Below are 18,785 nucleotides of genomic sequence, written 5' to 3' on the forward strand. Positions count from 1 at the left end.
ACACCTTCATGGGTTATATGTTGTGCCTTCAACATCGACTTCTGTATCATTTAAGGCAAGAATCCAATATCCGTTTCCAACTCCAAGATTTTCAACCTCATAGTATTGCTTATTCCAATTATCCCATGTATAAACTGGAAATAGAACTTCATCATTGTTAGCAAATATCGATTCTGTAGATGAGTTTGCAGGGATGATGGGAATTGATACAAGGTTCCAGCCTTTTTGGAGTGACATTGTGTATTTTACTGGAGTTGTATTCGAAGATAACACTTCGAAATTGCCTTCTGCTGACTCATAATTTGCCTTTTCGGCAGTTACAGTAAATTTACCGACATCATCTGCTCTATATTCAAAATCACCTTTTTCTGAAGTTGTACCTATCTCTTCATTGTCTATGAGTATTGATGCATTTTTAATAGCAGCTCCACGGGATGTTACCATGAATACAATTTCCTCACCTTCAACAATGGTAGATGGTTCAACATCAATGTCCAAAGATTCATCAGGTTTTGTTTCTACTTCAACGAATGGATAATAGCGGATATTGTCATTATCGTCGGCAACCTTAAACTTGATTTTACCCATTATGTCGATAATTTCTCCTTCATCAAGATCGACATCATCCTCATTTTCAAGAATGACGCTTTCAGCGATACTTTCAACTGTCATCACCCCAAAGTTATCGCCGTCTTGAATATTCATATAATCTTCAGATATTTGGAAAATCCCATCAATGAATACTGCATGATTTTCAGTACCGCTATATATCTCAGCAAAATGGATTACAATAAGGGGCAAATCATCTGTATCACCAATATCTTTCTCATATACATATTCATCATTTGATGAAATTATAGTCGAGTCAACTTCGTTACCGTTATGGGTCAGTTCAATCATTGCCCTTTCACCGTTGACATCAACTTCCTGAATTTCAAGAGAATAACCTTCTTCCAAAATCAATGAAGAACCTGTATAAACAGATTTCTCATCGCCATCGTCTATAAGGACTTCTGAAAAATGGCCGTTGGACATTAGATTAAGATCATAGGTTTCACCTCCGAATTCACTATCCTCATATCCCGCGAAATATTTCTCGGACATAAAACCGATTACTTCATAATCTCCCCAGTTTGCATATTCAAAAGCAACTGAAATAGGTGTGGCTTCATAAGTAAGGTTGCCTTCATCGATAGACCTACCATCGTATCCCACATAGAGGGATTCACTCAACAGTCCTTCATCTATGTCGTAATAGAATCCTTCGAAGTTCAACGGAGTCCATGTGGAACCTTGATTCTCAGCAATAGTACCCCTTTGTTCATATGCACCAGGTTCGGATATGTCAACAAAGGGAGCAAACCGCAATACATCATCGTCTGCTACTATGAATTTGAGTTTGCCCATGATGTCAATAATGTCACCTTCTCCTAAATCGATGTCATCTTCATTTGACATCTCGATCTTGGAAGATGTTACATCATCTATCTCCATCTCACCGTATTTATCGCCTTCATCGATTTTCACATAGTCTTCAGAAATTTGGAAGATACCATCGATAAAAACAGCGTTTGTTTCAGTGCCACTGAATATATCATCTACGTGAATAGTAATTATAGGTATATCCACAACTGAACCAAAATCTTTTTTGTAAACAAAAGTATCCTCCGAAGAAAGACTGGAATTATCAACTTCAACTCCATTTTTTGAAAGGTTAATCCAAACTCGATCTCCGCTAACATTGATCTTTTCAATGTTAATAGAATACCCTTCTTCAAGAATGAGAGATGATTCAGAATAGACGGATTCATCATCATCCGTATCTATAAGAACCTTGGTAAGGATACCTTCTGATATCAGACTGAGGTCGTAATCGATAATGGATGTATCTGTATTTTCAAAACCAGCAAAATACTTCTCTGCCATGAAGCCGATGATCTGGTACTCATCCCAGCCATTGAACTCAAATTCCTTGGTGATCGATTCGGTACGATACAAAAGGTTATCTTCTTCAATCTCGTGACCACCAACATCAATAGTAGTAGTCATTGATTCGGAAGTGTCACCTGTCTCAAGGTCATAGTAGAATCCAGAAAAACTTCGGCCATCCCAGGTGTAAGTGGTGGATTGATCGGCATTTTCATCCCATACATAATTTCCGAAGTTATATGAACTGGCTTTTGTGACAAGTGTACCAATACTTGTATTTGCTACAAGATCAGGAAACGTTCTGTTATATGCATACACACTGTAATAGTAATTTGTATCAAAATTTAGACCAACCAATGAGACACTTCGAGATGTGGTTGAACTATTATCCCATATCACATTCGGGTTTTCAAGAGTGGGGGATGTACTAAAAACGACTTTTGTGTTGGAATTGGGTTGATCAACGTTATAGTTGATATTTGCACCTGTCTCCCCAATTTCATTAACATTTACATCTGCAATTGATGGTGCAACTTCAAATTCTGCATTTTCATGTCCTCCATCAACAATTCCCTGTGTCCTTACAATATTACTATTATTTATTGCAATGATTAGTTCGGCACGAGGAATAAGAGCATCTATTGTATCAATTAATTTTACTTCGACTTCTTCATTTTCAATTTCAAAGGTGAAATTATCATTGACATCTAAACCTTTGCCCAGTATCTCTGAATCTCTTTCGTATACGTAAAATGATGCATAATCATTTGAAGGAAATACATCGGCTATATCTATAACAAAATTGTTTACCTGGTATCCATCGCCAGAATCAATAGTTCCTTTATAGATTACTTCTTTATTGGGATCAGTCAAACTAACAGTTTTAAAATTATTGATGGCTGAACTGGTGAAAACACTTGTATTTGTACTATTGTGTGCATAAATAGTGTAGTAGTAAGTAGTATTTTCACTCAAACCAGAAATATCAATGCTACGACTGATAGAAGTGCTGTTTTCCCAAGCAGACCAAGTTGCAACTGAAAAGTCAGGAGAAGTGCTATAAGCAATACGTGTAGCAGAATCACTTTGATTTACATCAAAACTTATTGAAGCATAATTTGTGTCTACATTACCTACATTAATGTCTGTTATCGAAGGTGCTTTACTGGCTAATGTTTCAAAACTACTAATAGATGAATTTGTGAACGCACTTATATTTGTACTATTGTGTGCATAAATAGTGTAGTAGTAAGTTGTATTTTCATTCAAGCCAGTAATTTCAATATTACGACTGGTAGAAGTACTGTTGTCCCAGATTTCAGAGGAAGATGAAAGATTTGAATAAGTATTGTAAACCAATTTGGCCTTTGCATCACTTTGATTTACAGCAAAACTTATTGAAGCGGAATTTGTATCTACATTACTTATACTGATACTTGAAATTGATGGTGAAGTGTGATTCATATCTTCAATTGATTCATTGTAAGAAAGCCATTTATCAACTATATCCGAGTTATATCCAACCCATTTTGAAGCAGCATCTCCAGGAGACATTCCACTTTCAATGTCACCCATTACATCTTGGATTTCTTCATGGCTCCAGTTGAAATTACTAATAATTGAGTAGAGTTTGGGCTTGTCTCTTTTAAGTCCTTGTCTTGAAAGAGTCTCTATATGGTCTGCTTCACCATAGGTTTTCTTCGGATCTTCTAAAATCTTTAAATCATATCTCTCGAATGTCCAGTGTGGTGTCCAGAGGGTAACTACAATTGGTTCCTCCGATCTATATGCTGCATCAAGAGCAGATGACATTCCTGCACTGCTGCTAGCTTCAAGACTATAATTCAAATTATATGTTTCAATAGAATTTTGTGTGTCTTGCATAATACTTGCATCAGGTTCAATTCCAGTAATTTTACCGTTGAACAGTTCCCTGTTTGCATTTAAATCTTCAATTGAATTTATTCCATTGATATAGGTAGGTACTGCAAGACCATTTTGACTATTTTCGAGATTTACAGCAACACTAATGATTTGGTCATTATATACATTCCAATAGTTTTCTTGTTCTTTGGGCAACCTTGCTGATATAGTAAAATCAAAATGGCCGTCTGCTAATCCCTGATACATTGGACCCACGTCAACAGCGATTATATCTACTTCATAACCAGCTCGTTCAAGAACCTTTTTCATTACGTTGGTGCTTGCAATATGACTTTCTTTCATAAGATAAACAATAGTTACTGTTGATTCAATATCATTTGATTGGTCTGCTGTTTTAAAAGAATCAATACTTGTATTAGAGAATGAGTTATCATCAGTACCGTTGTATGCATATGCACTATAATAATATGTTGTGTTTTCATTCAAGCCTGAAATAGTAATTCTACGATTTGTAGAAGTACTGTTGTTCCAGCTGGACCAGTATACTGAAGAAAGGTGAGAAGATGTGCTATAAGCAATACGAGTGGAGGCGTCGCTTTGATTCACATCAAATTTTACTGAAGTGGAATTTGTATCAATATCGCTTACACTTGTAATTGAGATTGATGGAGCAATTGATTTTTGTGCTTTTTCCAAGTCAGTATTGTTTGCAATTAGAAGTTCGGCTCCATCTTCTGAATATTGGTAGAATGAATCATAAAAAGTAATTGAACCCTCATTATCTTGCGATATGTCAGAAACCCTGCCCAATATAATTAATTTGTTATTTCCATCTATGCTTAAAGTAAATGCAAAATTGCTATTCAAGTCAACTATAAAATCATCCACGTATTGTCCGTTCTTTTTTATTTCCATCCAGACTTTATTTCCGTCTACGCTTACCTGTTGAGGTACCAATGAATAACCTTCATAAAGACTTATTTCTTCACCGCTATGCAAAGAAAATTTTGCTCCTTTAATAGAATCAGTTAATCTTACGAGATTTATAAGTGGGAAATCATCCTTTGATTCGCCATTTGGCGGTATGTAATATGTTGTGTCTCCAATACCATCATCATTAGTATCTGCTCCACTATAATCTCCATACCAATTAGAGATCCACAGGTTCGAACCAGTTGTTTCATAAGCATTATGATTTAAATTCTTGTAAATATTATTATAAAGAATGATGTTCTCACTACATTCTATAGAATGTAAGCCAGCGTTGTTATGGGAAATATTATTTGCTTTTAATATATTGTTGTTTGATTTTTCTAAATCGATACCATAATTTGAATTTTCTGAAATTATATTATTTTGAATATTGCTGAAATCGGAATTATAGAAATAAGTACCATAAAAATTACTTGACACACTGTTATTTGTGATATGATTGTAATATGAATACCTCAAATAAATACCAGACTGAGAATTATGTGAAACGGTATTATTTTGAATATTACTGGAATCTGAGTCACTCAAATATATACCACGATATGAATTATATGAAACGGTATTATTTTGAATATTACTGGAATCTGAGTCACTCAAATATATACCATTATAATTACCTGAAACGGTATTATTTTGAATAACATTGGAATCTGAGTCACTAAAATAAACACCCTTATTTTTTCTTATGATAGTATTGTTTATAATGACACTGTCTGAAGATTCAGCTAGATAAATTCCTTCAGGATTTGTATTTATAATTCTGGAATCATTAATTCCAATGAGATTATCAAACAGTCTATTTCCTTTAGACTTGAAAATATAGATACTGCTATCCAATGTATTGCTTGATATTGTATTGTTATGGGAGTTTACAGTATAAACGTCCCGATTACTGTTGTGTAAATAATTGTTTTCAATTAAGTTGTCATCTGAATAAAATAGATAAACTCCATTTTCATTATCAGAGATTGTGTTGTTTTTTATTGAGTTGTTTCCCACTTCAAATGTGTAGATTGCATAATTATTTGAATAAACTGAATTATTGACAATGTTATTATTTTCTGATTTGATCTTAATTCCACTATCTGCGTCTCCACCATTCCAATCATCACCACTTCCAGTAACATTGAAATTCTGGATAGAACAGTTGTCTGCGGTAATTGTAATTGCAGAGCCATTTCCACTCGCATTTATTAGTGGTAATGTATTTTCTGTATCCCCAATTAATGTTAAAGTCTTATTGACAACCACATTTTCAAAATAAGTTCCATTTTTCACTTCAATTGTGTCATTATCAATTGCATTATTTATCGCAACCTGAATAGAGTTATAATCGGCAGCTCCATCATCATCTACAACATGAGTTGTTGCAGATCCGATTCCTGAAAATATGAACAAGAGAATTGAAATGATGATTATGCTTTTTACTGAATAAGATAATAAGTTTTTATTTTCATATATTGGTTTTATGTTGATACCCCCATTTAAAGAGATACTTAATGAATTGTTTGAATTGGTAATATTTAGACTATGGATTAAGCAATTGTACAAAGTATATTTTGAGCGTAATATTTGAATCCATAAATAACTTTGGATTTTATTTTTATATGAATTGGATTATTATTCATATGAATCTGCTATCGAATTCAATACATCTTCATAATAAGTGGTTATTATCCATTATTTAGATTTCACTTCTTTTAGATATGAAATCAAAAAGTTCAGAAAATCAACTCGAATCACTACAAAAATCCCTATCAGAAACCAACAAAGAGTACAGTGGGCCCGCTGGAATTCGAATCCAGGATCTCCGCCGTGTGAAGGCGACGTCATAACCGGCTAGACTACGGGCCCATGAAAGATATTCACCTAAGTGAACCACAATAAAATATAAGGTTTTCGACAAATTAGAAAATGGGAGAAGACAATTTATAGAAATGTAAAAAAGAAAATGTGTGGTGAGAGACACCACTTTTATTCAACATACATCAATTTACCTTCTTCTCCGGGGTCTACCTGATACCTGGCATCACGTTTCCATTCGTAATTTCCATCGTTTTCACTGATTGCCCAGATATCGTAATCCCAGTGTACCCTGTCACCATTTTCATCCAGCTTTGTCCAGCCGGTGACACCAAAGTAAGTATCGGAAAGGGTATTCATTGCCAGTTTTGTGCTTTCATCATTCTCAGGCACTGCATCGAGATCCACGAATGTAGCCAGCCAGAGAGCATCATATGCAGCCAGTCCATATGTTTCAGGAGCCCGGCCAAGTTCTTCCTCAATTCTGGATTCGATCACCTGATAGCGGTCGTTTTCTTCCTCATAACCATAGATTGGTGCCCTTAGGTTGGTTGTTACAGCAAAACCGGCAACTTTCTCTTCAAGCAACTTTTCGTTAAGGGCTACACCATCACTGCCATACCACTTGACATTTGATAAAGCAGGATATTCTCCGGCAAGTGAGAAGATTTCCGTTACCTCTTCATAAGAACACAGTAGAACTGCCACTGAATCTTCATCGGAATCTGATGTTGCCGAAATTACCTTTTCATTCAAGGCTTCAACTTCTGCGGAAAAATCTTCAGTTGCAGAGTCGTAGATGATTCCTTCCATTACTGTTCCATCAAAGTGCTTTGCAGTTTCTTCACTCAGACCATTACCCCATGTATCGTTCCTGTAAATTGGAATTACAGTATCGACTTTTTCTTCTTTCATCATTGTAGCGAGAACCATTCCCTGATTACTGTCATCAGGCACAAGCCTGAAGAGGTTATCATCAGCTACAGCCAGGGAAGGAGCTGTGGAGGCAGTACTCAAGAGAACTATACCATTGTTTTCAGCATACTCCAAAACTGCTTCTGCATTATTACTTGACTGTGGACCGATAACGATCTTTATACCCATCTCATCAAGTGCTTTGAGTTGTTCCAGCGCTTTAGCCGGATTGTCTTCAGTATCTCTGATTATCACTTCGACTTGCTTATCTGAACCAAGTCCTGAGAAATAATTATTAATGTCCTTATTTGATATCTCAAGAGCGGTCTGGCTTGCTACTCCGATAGAACCAATATTACCTGTTACTGGTAAAAGTGCACCTATGGTGATATCTGCCGATTCAGTGGTAGATTCTTCTGTCGATTCGGTACAACCCATTCCCAGGGTTGACAAAATTAAAATAGCTATTAAAAAACCTGTAATTTTTTTCATTAAAAATCGCCAGATAGCATATGCATAAAACTTGTTTATATATTTATTTAGTTATTCAATGTACAAATATATTAAAATACAGAAATATTACTTGCGACAATCAAATATACAATCAGGAAAAATGATAATAGTCAGATTTGCGCTTTCTGAAAAAATAATCATATAACAGGCATCATTATTACTAAGGGAGAAATGGATTATGTTCGATAAAATATTACCACAACAAAAAAGCATGTCCACAAAATTAGGCGGATTACTTGTACTTGTAGGAGAAACAATGTTTCTATTCTCCTTGATGAACTTCCTGATGATCACCAGATTGCAATATTACAGCGAAGGGGATTCTTTCATACGCACTCTCTTTCCTCACTATTTGTTCTTTGTAATAGCCCTGTTCCTCGTGGCTTTCACAGGTATGTGGTTTGCCTATGTGTATATAATTCCCAGTAAACAAAAATTCTCCCAGGAGCAGGCAGTAAAGGATGCACGCAGTCCGATGTACAACCGTCTGATAGAAGTACATGAAGACCTCAAAGGTATTGACAATAAATTGCAGGACCTATCGGACAGACTTGATGAACTTGAAAAAAACCAGCGCCCGGGAAAAGAATAAATGACAATCGATATCGAGCCTCTATTGGATGAACCTGCCTTGCTAGTAAAGGGCCAATCCCGCACCCTTGTACTCTCAGACCTCCATATAGGTATCGAATGGGACCTCTACAAAAGTGGTTTCCTGGTTCCCAGTGGTCTTGAAAGGCGACTCAAAAAGATAGAGGGTTATATCGAGCAGACCAAATCCGAGAGGATAGTATTGCTGGGTGATATAAAGCACAATGTCCCACAAATTTCATGGCAGGAGCGGGATGAAATACCCATGTTTCTCGAAAGACTCGCCATACATGCAGAAATCGATATTTTCCCGGGCAATCATGATGGTGGAATTGAATTCCTGCTGCCAAAAAACAAAAGTATTCACCTCCACCCTTCCAGAGGTGACATAATTGAGGAGGTTGGATACTTCCACGGACATACATGGCCCGATCCAAAACTCATCACAGCACAGCATTTAATTGTAGCCCACAATCATCCGACCCTGCGAATCACCGACAGCCTGGGGTATTCCACATCCGAACAGGTCTGGGTTAAAACTAAATTGAATCATGAAAAACTAAAAAACCATTTTGAAAAGATCGGTGTTGAAATGCCTGAGAGTGACACACAACCTGATGTTGTAGTTATTCCTGCTTTCAATGAACTATGCGGAGGGGTCGCTTTTAACGAAGCTATTCTTGATGACCTGCTAGGGCCTGCATTCTCTTCGGGTTCCATTGATGTATCAAATGCGGATATCTACCTGCTTGATGGAATGTACATGGGCAAATTGAAGAATATAAAAAAACTCAGTATTACAAAAAAGCGCAAAGTCAAAAGGAGGCGAGGGCGATGATGGATACGGTATTTGGCCAGTTGCACCCTCATATCAGAAAAGCCCTTGCAAAACAGCAATTCCATACACCCACACAACCCCAGCAAGAGTCCATTCCACCCATCCTGGAAGGCAAGAACGTCCTGCTTATTGCACCCACCGGTTCGGGAAAGACCGAATCTGCAATCCTTCCTCTTTTTGATCACATCCTTTCCAAAAACCCAGAGGAAAGGAAAGGCATTTCTGCTCTCTACATAACACCCCTGAGGGCACTGAACCGTGACATGCTGCACCGCATACAATGGTGGGGCAAGGAACTCGATATCAAGGTCATGGTGCGACACGGGGATACCAGCCAGTATGAGCGCCAGAAGCAATCAAAAAACCCTCCGGACCTATTAATTACTACTCCTGAAACCCTGCAGGCAATGTTTACAGGTAAAAGGCTGCGCAAAAACCTGGAAGATGTGAGTTTTATCGTGGTGGATGAGATCCATGAACTTGCCGAATCCAAAAGAGGAGCACAGCTGGCTATCGGGCTGGAAAGACTGGTAGAATTATCAGGCGAATTCCAGAGAATAGGCCTTTCTGCAACTGTCGGTAACCCCGATGTTGTGGCAGCTTTCCTTGCAGGAGCAGAAAGGGACATGCAGATCGTAAAAGTGGAAATGCTCAGCCTGCTCAAATTCAACGTGGTCACCCCTCACATGGAGGATGAAGACCTCAAAACCGCACGTAAAATAGGATGTTCTGCGGAACTGGCCACACACCTGCGTTGCATTCAGGATATTATAATGCAGAAAAAATCCACCCTGATTTTTGTCAACACACGCCAGAGTGCCGAAGTACTTGCATCGGGTTTCAGGATGCTGGACTTACCCATCGGGGTACACCACGGCTCCCTGTCCTATGAAGCCCGCCTGGAAGCGGAAGAGAACTTCAAGAACGGGGATTTGAGAGGCCTGATCTGTACATCTTCAATGGAATTGGGAATCGATATCGGCAGTGTGGATCATGTAATACAGTATGGCTCGCCCAGACAGGTTGCCCGGCTGCTGCAAAGGGTTGGCAGGGCGGGACATCGTATTCATGAAATTTCGGAAGGAACGATTATTGCACTGGAATTTGATGATATCGCCGAAAGTATGGCCATCGTTGGAGCCGCCAGGGAAGGTAAAGTGGAGGATATTTCTCCCCAGAGCGGGGCCCTGGATGTAATCGCCAACCAGCTTTCAGGTATCGTGCTGGACTTCGGGGATATAGAGATTCCCCGTATACTTTCCATTCTCAGGCGAACCTACCCATTCAAAGATTTAAGCCTGCAGGCGCTGGAAAAGATCGTGGAGCAGGTAACATACAACAGGCTTGTGTGGCGGGATAAAGGTTCCAGTATCATCAGTCGGCGCAAAAGGAGCTGGCAGTATTACTACCAGAACCTCTCCATGATCCCGGATGAGAGAAAATTCGAGGTCTATGATATCGTCACTGGCAAGGCGGTCGGGACGCTTGATGAAGCTTTTGTGGTTAACTTTGCCAATCCAGGGGCTATTTTCATAACCCGGGGAGAGGTGTGGAGAGTACTGGAACTCGATCCTGAACGAGGGCGCATAAAAGTTGAACCGGTAAGAAGTATGGGGGAGATCCCCAGCTGGGTCGGGGAAGAAATACCCGTTCCCTTCGAGGTGGCACAGGAAGTCGGAAAACTGCGCCGGGAAACTGCAGACCTGATTACAACAGGTGCAGAAGAGAAGGAAATCATCAATACATTGATGGAACGCTATCCTGTGGACAAATATTCAGCAGATGGGTTTTTCCGGCTAATCAAAAAACATGTGGATCAGGAATGCCCAATGCCACATGACCGACAGGTCATTATCGAGAAGCAAGAAGATGGAATGGTTATCAATGCATGTTTCGGGCACAACACCAATGAGACCCTGGGCAAGGTAATGACAGCCCTGCTTGCGGCCCGGTTTGGCAGCAGTGTGGGACAGGAGACAGATCCCTATCGCATTAAACTTGCCCTGCCGGTAAGTTTCCGTGCCGAACAGATACGTTCCATGATAGCCGATACACTTCCCGAACATGTGGAACCCATTCTGGAGATGACACTGAAAAATACCTCCCTTTTGAAATGGAAAATGGTACAGGTAGCCCGTAAATTCGGTGCCATCAGTAAAGAAGTAGACTACGACAAGATCAGCATGAAAAAACTTATCGACATTTACGAAAACTCGGCTATGTACGATGAGGTATTAAGAGAAATTTTCCACAATATGCTGGATGTAAGTCGCACAAAGGAAATACTGGAAAAGGTGCAGCAGGGAGATATCAACATCGCAACAGGCCCTCCATCCCCTCTGGGAGGAGCGGGATTCGATGCGAAAAAAGATCTGATAGCACCGGAAAGAGCTGAAGGTTCTATCATAACAGCACTCAAAAACCGTATTGAAAATGACAGGGTAATCCTGTTCTGTGTACACTGTACTAAATGGGTATCCCGTCGCAAAGTGAAAAATGTGCCTGAGAACATTGTGTGCCCTATCTGTGAGTCTAAAATGGTGGCTGCCCTGAAACCCTGGGAGGAAGAGGAAATCAAACTGGTTAAGAAAAAAGATCGAATGGATTCAAAAGAGGACCAGAAACGCATCCAGAAAGTATTTCGCAATGCCAACATCGTAATGACACAGGGAAGGACTGCGGTTGTGGCCCTGGCAAGCCGTGGAGTTGGTCCTGAAACCGCCACCCGTATTATCCAGAAGATGCAGGTGGATGAGGAAGGTTTCTACAAAGACATCATGGAAGCCGAACGCAACTATGCAAAAACGAAACGTTTTTGGGGTTAATGAAGTCTGCATTTTGTTTCCTTCCAAAAACTAAAATACATTACAAACTGTTATTCTTATCATGAGCTCAACTATTGAAGATTTAGTCCAGTCATTAAATCCCAAACAGCAAGGTTATGTAAATCTCGAATTGCCCGACCCGACCAACGGTGAATACCTGCTTACGGTTTTCAGGCTAGTTCCCGGTGGGGAGATGAATATGCTACAGGCAGCAGCTGAAATCGCAGCGGAATCATCAACGGGTACGAATTTCAGGGTAAATACCGAGACGAAGTTCTCAAAGGTCATGAATGCCCTGGTCTACCAGATGGACCTGGAAAGGGAACTTGTGTGGATAGCCTATCCCTGGAGACTTTTTGACCGGGGAGGCAATGTACAGAACATCCTGACCTACATCGTGGGAAACGTCCTTGGAATGAAAGAGATATCTGCCCTTAAACTGCTGGATGTCTGGTTTCCTCCCTCAATGCTTGAACAATATGACGGGCCCGGTTTCACAGTCGATGATATGCGCAGTTACCTTGGAGTTTACGACAGGCCAATTCTTGGTACCATCGTGAAACCCAAAATGGGATTGACCTCTGCCGAATATGCCGAAGTCTGTTATGACTTCTGGGCAGGCGGCGGGGATTTTGTCAAGAATGACGAACCACAGGCAAATCAGGACTTCTGTCCCTACGACAAGATGGTAAAGCATGTAAAAGAAGCCATGGACAAGGCAGTAAAGGAAACGGGGAAGAAAAAAGTCCATTCATTCAACGTCTCGGCACCGGACTTTGACACCATGATTGAGCGCTGCGAAATGATCAGGAATGCAGGATTTGAGCCCGGAAGTTATGCTTTCCTCATCGACGGTATTACCGCCGGGTGGATGGCTATCCAGACAATCAGAAGGCGTTATCCAGATGTTTTCCTGCATTTCCACAGAGCCGCTCACGGTGCCTTCACACGTCCGGAAAATCCCATAGGTTTTTCCGTGCTGGTACTGTCTAAATTCGCACGTCTGGCAGGCGCCTCCGGCATCCATACGGGTACCGCAGGAGTTGGAAAAATGAAAGGAACTCCTGAGGAAGATGTAGTTGCAGCCCACGGTATTCAGTACCTGAGTTCACATGGTCATTTCTTCGACCAGAGCTGGGCCAAGATCATGGAAACGGATAAGGATGCCATAGAACTTGTGAATGAAGACATAGCCCATCATGTCATACTGGAAAAAGACAGCTGGAGAGGCATGAAAAAATGTTGTCCCATTGTTTCCGGTGGACTGAACCCCGTCAGGCTGAAGCCCTTCATTGATGTAATGGGTAATGTTGATTTCATCACGACCATGGGATCAGGAGTACATGCCCATCCTGAAGGAACCCGTTCAGGAGCCAAAGCACTGGTACAGGCATGTGATGCCTATCTGCAGGAAATTGATGTCAGGGATTATGCCAAAAATCACAGGGAACTTGCCCAGGCTATTGAATTCTTCCCGGAAAAATGATATCATATAATTGAAAAGGCCTTCCTGTGCGTGCAATTGCTGCGGGCCGATAAATTGCGGCTTCGCAGCAAATTGCCAGAAAACAAAAAGATCAGCCGTACTTATTCATGTAATTTTTGTAGGTCCGGATATATTCAGCATGAGGCCAGATCAGTGGAATCGTGACGTACGCAAGTCCATCATTCCACTTGGGGTGGGCACGGACGTGTTCTATCATCTTCATCTTGCTGTCCCTGAGAATTTTGGCATTGGTATAATCCTCCAGCCACATCTCAAACCGTTCTATAGTTGAAATATGTTCAGGTAACTGGTACTCATGAGCCATATCAACTACCCATCCGAGGTACATTTCTGCCATTTCTTTTTGATCAATATTTATGAAATGGTTTGCAAGTTCACAGGTAAAATGGCACCATGGACCATAGCCACCATTATTCCGATCCCAGTGCTCAGGGTAACGGTTCAGGCCGCCAATTTCCTTATCCCATAAATTATCATGAATTCGTTTTACAGTAGACTTTATTTTAACATCCGAATCCGGGAGAAGACCGAAATAAGCAGGTGCATATTCCACAGCATCCACATCAATAACACTGGAGGCAAATGCGTCATAACCTATTGGATTACTGCTCTTATCCTTCACACGGATACATTTTATAAAGGAACGCCTGCGTGGACTGTAGAGACGTGTCATGATGGCATTCCTGACCTTTCCTCCTTCTTCCTTCCAATTTGAGACGTCCTTGCCCAGTGCCTCGCCCATCTTCACAGCTTCCAATACACCCGCACAGCATGCACAGTTGGCATAAATCTCAAAACCGTGCTCATAAGCCGGATATTCATGAATACTGTTAACCGTATGAATAAGGTCAACTTCTTCATTTTTATTCATCAGGATAAAACCGACTGCTTTTTCGACAACAGGCCAGTATTCTTCAATGAATTTCTTATCAGCCATCTTATCAAAAAATGAGCCACCTGTAGCCTCGAAATACTTCCCCAGCGCATAAAGGATAAGACCGTTTCCGTCTATCTGCAAATCCTTATAACTTGCATCATTGCCGTCTATATCATAGCGCTGGGAAAACTCACCCAGAGGCTTTTGCGCATTCAACATAAATTCGAGCCCTTTGCGAGCCTGATCCATAAGGTCAGCATCTATTGCACCAAGGATATCCATCGAATGATCCCTGGGATAGATGAAAGGATATCTTGTACCGGGAGGACTTGCATAAAATCCACCCTTTTCGTGCTGATTTTCACTGAGAATCTTGACACTGTTTTCATAAAGCCTGTGGGCTTCCAGATAATTCAATAGGATCACTCCTCTTCAGGATATTCGATTTTAAATACGGAAAACGATTTATCAAGATAGCCGGAAACTTCATCCTTGGATATACCGGATCTTTCAATAGCCTGCTCATTATATTCTTTTGTTTTACTTACAGGTGATTTGCTACCCAGATTAAGGAGTTTGGCACCTGCCAGCTCGGCACGTCTTTTACTATAGCTATGATGCAATATACCCACGGCACTGGAAAGTGCAGGATAGTTCCAGCCTTCTTCAGATTGGTGTTTCTGATCCTTGACAAAATCGATTAGTTGCTGGTATTCTTCTGGCCTTTCCCCGTATATTTCTATAAACTCTACAAGGTCATTGCCAAATGGGCATACAGGCAAATAGTTTATGTTGTCGTCCCTTGCACCCTCAAATCCTGGACCTTCAATCTCAGCAAGCCTATAACCAATGGATTCGATCCAGTGGTAAGTCTTCTCCGGCCCTACCATATCCACCATTTCTATAATGCCCACAAGAAAAGCCTTGGGAAGCATATTTTCAAGTCGTATCACAGTAATTCCCCCTTGTTCTAAGATCAAACTGTATCTCTGTTCTCATTAGATCCGATTAATTTAAGAATTGCACGGTTCCACCCCTCAGGCCCGATACCTTCAACCCTGATTATATCATCATCCTCAATGGAAGGATCATGTTTACCATCTGGTTTCTGGACAAGGAAAGCCACATCCACCGTCTGTAACATGGGCAGGTCGTTCTGACTATCTCCGAGTCCCACACTGACCACTGAGGGATGAATTTTCCTGTATAATTCAGTCAATATCGAAACTGCCATTCCTTTATCATTATCCCCCATCAAATGCCAGTATCTTCCGCCTCTGGTGAAATTTAACCCCTGTGCAAGAATATGCTCTTTGAGCAGTTCTGTTCCTGAATCATCTTCCATTTTAAAGGCTTCATCATATTCCCTTTTTTTGGCAAGTGTTGCAGATTCAATGCCAAGACCCGTATCCTCACTTACCTCTTCAGCGTTCAGGTCACCAAAACCAGTAATCGGAAGAGAGGTACGATCTCGAATAATTGAAAGTACTCTGCGAAGCTCTTCATAGCGAGTTCCAAGTTCAATTATTTCATAATCCTCATTTTCGCTTGTATACTCAAAGTCTACATTGAAATAGCCACGGGGGATAAAGATCGCCCCTCCGTTTTCAGAAATAAAAGGATGACGAATATTTAGTTCCTTAACATAAACCTCTATTTCAGCGCGGGTCTTACTGGTACAGAAAATCAGGGGAATATCCTTTTGATCAAGCAATTTTATTGCATCAAGGGCAGCTTCATATGAATAGGTATCATGATCAATCAACGTACCATCAAGATCAGTAAAAATAATATATTTCATTTTTAAACACTCCCACACAGGTATCACATTATAGTACCAAAGCTCTGCAAACATATCTGATTACGATTATTATCTCTGTAGATTTCATTTGTTAGAAGAAGTATATAAATAATTGGAGAAGAAACTGTTTGGATTTGTAACAAAATGCAAAACTGAAAACACGATAAACAATGAAAATAGTTACAATTTACAGGGGCAAGAAATAATAAACGAACAGGTATTAATTTACATGATGCAAAAGCTAATTTCAATATTCAACCCCTATATGAGTATTGCAACAAAAAATAACATCATTAATAAAATCGGGAAAGGACAAACTGAAATTATAATGCCCACTACAAACCATTTATTAATGAAAATACAAGGAAAATCCAATACAAATGGAAATAAAAAATCAGCTATCACTATTGTAGATAGTGGTTTATGTGAAAGGGAATCACATGTTCTTGCAGAGAAACTGGACACTCTCCTGAAAGATGAAAATGGGGATCTGCAAGATCCAGGACTGTATATCGAAGATTTTAAGAGAGACTTAATTGGTGGCCTTGCCTTCATAGCAAGAAGCAATCATTGGATTACCTGTGCAACTGATGTGCTAGGAGTGAAATCTCTATGGTATTCTACAGAAGATGGTTTTGCGGTTGCATCTGAAAAGAAATATCTTGAAATGACTGGTTATTATAATATTGAAAAAGTTGACCCGCGAAGTACCCTTAGTTATGATACAGAAGAGGGGACATTACATATATACAGTAATTATGAACTGAAACCATATGTTGAACCTGCAACAAAACAACCTGATGAAATCATAGAACAATTATATCGGCTGCTTGGGGAATCTGTAAGCAGATGTCTTCCTCCTTCCATGATAGGGATTTTGTTTTCCGGAGGGGTGGATTCCACACTTGTAAGCATGCTTTGCAAAAAATATAGCAAGCAAGATATCTGTTGCTATGTAACAGGACTTGAAAATGAAATCCAGGCACCCGATGTACAGCATGCACAAAAAATAGCAAACAAGCTGGAGTTGCCTCTGAAAGTTATTGAAGTATCTCTTGAGGAAACAGAAGAAATCCTGAAAAAAATCGTTCCCTTGATAGAAACTACAAGTGTACCCATGGTGGGGGTTGCCCTGCCAACTTATATAGCAGCCCGGGCAGCAAAAGAGGATGGGATCAACGTTCTTTTTACGGGTAGCGGGGCAGATGAAATGTTCGGTGGCTATAACAGGCACAAAAAAGCCACTGACCTGAACAATGAATGTCTGAAGGATACAATAAACATCCATCTGGAAGATACTTACCGGGACGGATTGATTGCATCCGAACTGAAGCTGGACTTACGCTCCCCTTTCCTGAACAAGCATGTTGCAGAATATGCTCTGGGAATCCCTGCTGCCCTTAAGCTTAATGAAAATGGCAATAAAATGATACTGCGCCAGGTGGCTGAAAGGGCCGGAATTCCTGCAGAGTTTGCACTCAGGAATAAAAAGGCTGCCCAGTATGGGAGCAAGTTTGACAGGGCTATCGAAAAACTTGCAAAACGAGCTGGTTATAAAAATAAAACGGATTATCTGAAGAACATGGAAAAAAACTACAAACCAAAACTTGGAGTACTGTTCAGTTCGGGAAAGGATTGTCACTTCGCAATGTACAAAATGGAAGAGGCAGGATATCCGATCAAATGCCTAATCACAGTAAAAAGCAAAAATCCGGATTCCTATATGTTCCATACACCCAACATCAATATGGCATCCCTTCAATCCGAAGCTATGGGGATACCCCTTATTGAACAGGAGACAGCAGGGGAAAAAGAAGTTGAGCTTGATGATTTGAAAAAAGCAATCGAGAAGGCAAAGAAAGAATATGGGATCGAAGGAGTTGTAACCGGTGCCCTGTATTCAACATACCAGAAAGAGCGAATAGAAGGTATCTGTTCAGAACTCGGAATGAATGTGTATTCACCTCTATGGCATATGGACCAGGAAGAAGAAATGCACAAATTGCTGGAAGAAAATTTTCATTTTCTATTCAGTAGCATAGCAGCTTATGGTTTAAGCAGCAAGTGGCTGGGCAAGGAAATTACCAAAAAAGAGATCGATGAACTGGTAAAACTAAACGATAAAATCGGGCTGAATGTCGCCGGAGAAGGAGGAGAATTTGAAAGTTTCGTTCTTGACTGTCCCCTATACTCCAAAAGAATAGAAATAAAAAAGAGCACTATCATAGATATTGATGAGTATACTGCACGCCTTAATATAGAGGATGCTATACTTGTACAAAAGGACAGGACACAAAGGGAGTGATTAT

The 18,785-nt window shown here is 40.1% G+C and carries 10 protein-coding genes and 1 tRNA gene; 5 read left to right on the forward strand and 6 right to left on the reverse strand.

Features of this window, described 5'->3' with window-relative positions; genetic code table 11:
• Positions 1-6: 6 nt before the first annotated feature.
• The 3 genes from BKM01_RS08795 to BKM01_RS08805 form a co-directional block, all read right to left on the reverse strand.
• A complete protein-coding gene (locus tag BKM01_RS08795) occupies positions 7-6,204 on the reverse strand; it encodes an S-layer protein domain-containing protein (protein WP_072357785.1) in 6,198 nt (2,065 codons plus the stop codon).
• Positions 6,205-6,586: 382 nt separating this feature from the next.
• Positions 6,587-6,660: transfer RNA gene (locus BKM01_RS08800), tRNA-Val, on the reverse strand.
• A 120-nt stretch (positions 6,661-6,780) separates the two neighbouring features.
• Positions 6,781-8,016: an ABC transporter substrate-binding protein gene (locus BKM01_RS08805; protein ID WP_072357788.1), complete on the reverse strand. Its 1,236-nt coding sequence runs from the start codon at positions 8,014-8,016 to the stop codon at positions 6,781-6,783.
• Positions 8,017-8,215: 199 nt separating this feature from the next.
• On the opposite strand from BKM01_RS08805, the gene BKM01_RS08810 reads away from it, so the two are divergent.
• The 4 genes from BKM01_RS08810 to BKM01_RS08825 all read left to right on the forward strand — a co-directional run bounded on the left by BKM01_RS08810 (position 8,216) and on the right by BKM01_RS08825 (position 13,777).
• The gene (locus tag BKM01_RS08810; RefSeq protein WP_072357791.1) at positions 8,216-8,629 is read left to right on the forward strand and encodes a hypothetical protein; all 414 of its coding nucleotides are present in this window, start codon (positions 8,216-8,218) and stop codon (positions 8,627-8,629) included.
• Entirely contained in the window at positions 8,630-9,466 is an 837-nt protein-coding gene (locus tag BKM01_RS08815; protein ID WP_072357794.1) for a metallophosphoesterase, read from the forward strand. It begins immediately after the preceding gene.
• A complete protein-coding gene (locus BKM01_RS08820; protein ID WP_084006230.1) occupies positions 9,466-12,291 on the forward strand; it encodes a DEAD/DEAH box helicase in 2,826 nt (941 codons plus the stop codon). Before BKM01_RS08815 ends, BKM01_RS08820 begins: the two co-directional genes overlap by 1 nt.
• A gap of 61 nt (positions 12,292-12,352) precedes the next feature.
• On the forward strand, positions 12,353-13,777 hold the full coding sequence (locus tag BKM01_RS08825) for a ribulose-bisphosphate carboxylase (RefSeq protein WP_072357799.1): 1,425 nt from the start codon (positions 12,353-12,355) through the stop codon (positions 13,775-13,777).
• Between the two features lie 91 nt (positions 13,778-13,868).
• Here the strand turns inward: BKM01_RS08825 and BKM01_RS08830 are convergent, their stop codons facing one another.
• Genes BKM01_RS08830 through mpgP form a run of 3 tightly spaced genes read right to left on the reverse strand, consistent with a single transcriptional unit; the run spans position 13,869 to position 16,476 of the window.
• Positions 13,869-15,092, reverse strand: coding sequence for a glycoside hydrolase family 15 protein (locus BKM01_RS08830; RefSeq protein WP_072357802.1), 1,224 nt, complete (start codon positions 15,090-15,092; stop codon positions 13,869-13,871).
• Between the two features lie 5 nt (positions 15,093-15,097).
• Positions 15,098-15,628, reverse strand: a complete 531-nt coding sequence (locus BKM01_RS08835; RefSeq protein WP_072358315.1) for a hypothetical protein — start codon at positions 15,626-15,628, stop codon at positions 15,098-15,100.
• Between the two features lie 23 nt (positions 15,629-15,651).
• Positions 15,652-16,476, reverse strand: a complete 825-nt coding sequence (mpgP, locus tag BKM01_RS08840; protein WP_072357805.1) for a mannosyl-3-phosphoglycerate phosphatase — start codon at positions 16,474-16,476, stop codon at positions 15,652-15,654.
• 352 nt (positions 16,477-16,828) lie between these two features.
• Between mpgP and BKM01_RS08845 the strand changes: the two genes are divergently transcribed.
• Positions 16,829-18,781: a diphthine--ammonia ligase gene (locus BKM01_RS08845; protein ID WP_158008558.1), complete on the forward strand. Its 1,953-nt coding sequence runs from the start codon at positions 16,829-16,831 to the stop codon at positions 18,779-18,781.
• Positions 18,782-18,785: the final 4 nt, after the last annotated feature.

It is taken from the genome of Methanohalophilus portucalensis (assembly GCF_002761295.1).
GTDB classification, from domain to species: domain Archaea; phylum Halobacteriota; class Methanosarcinia; order Methanosarcinales; family Methanosarcinaceae; genus Methanohalophilus; species Methanohalophilus portucalensis.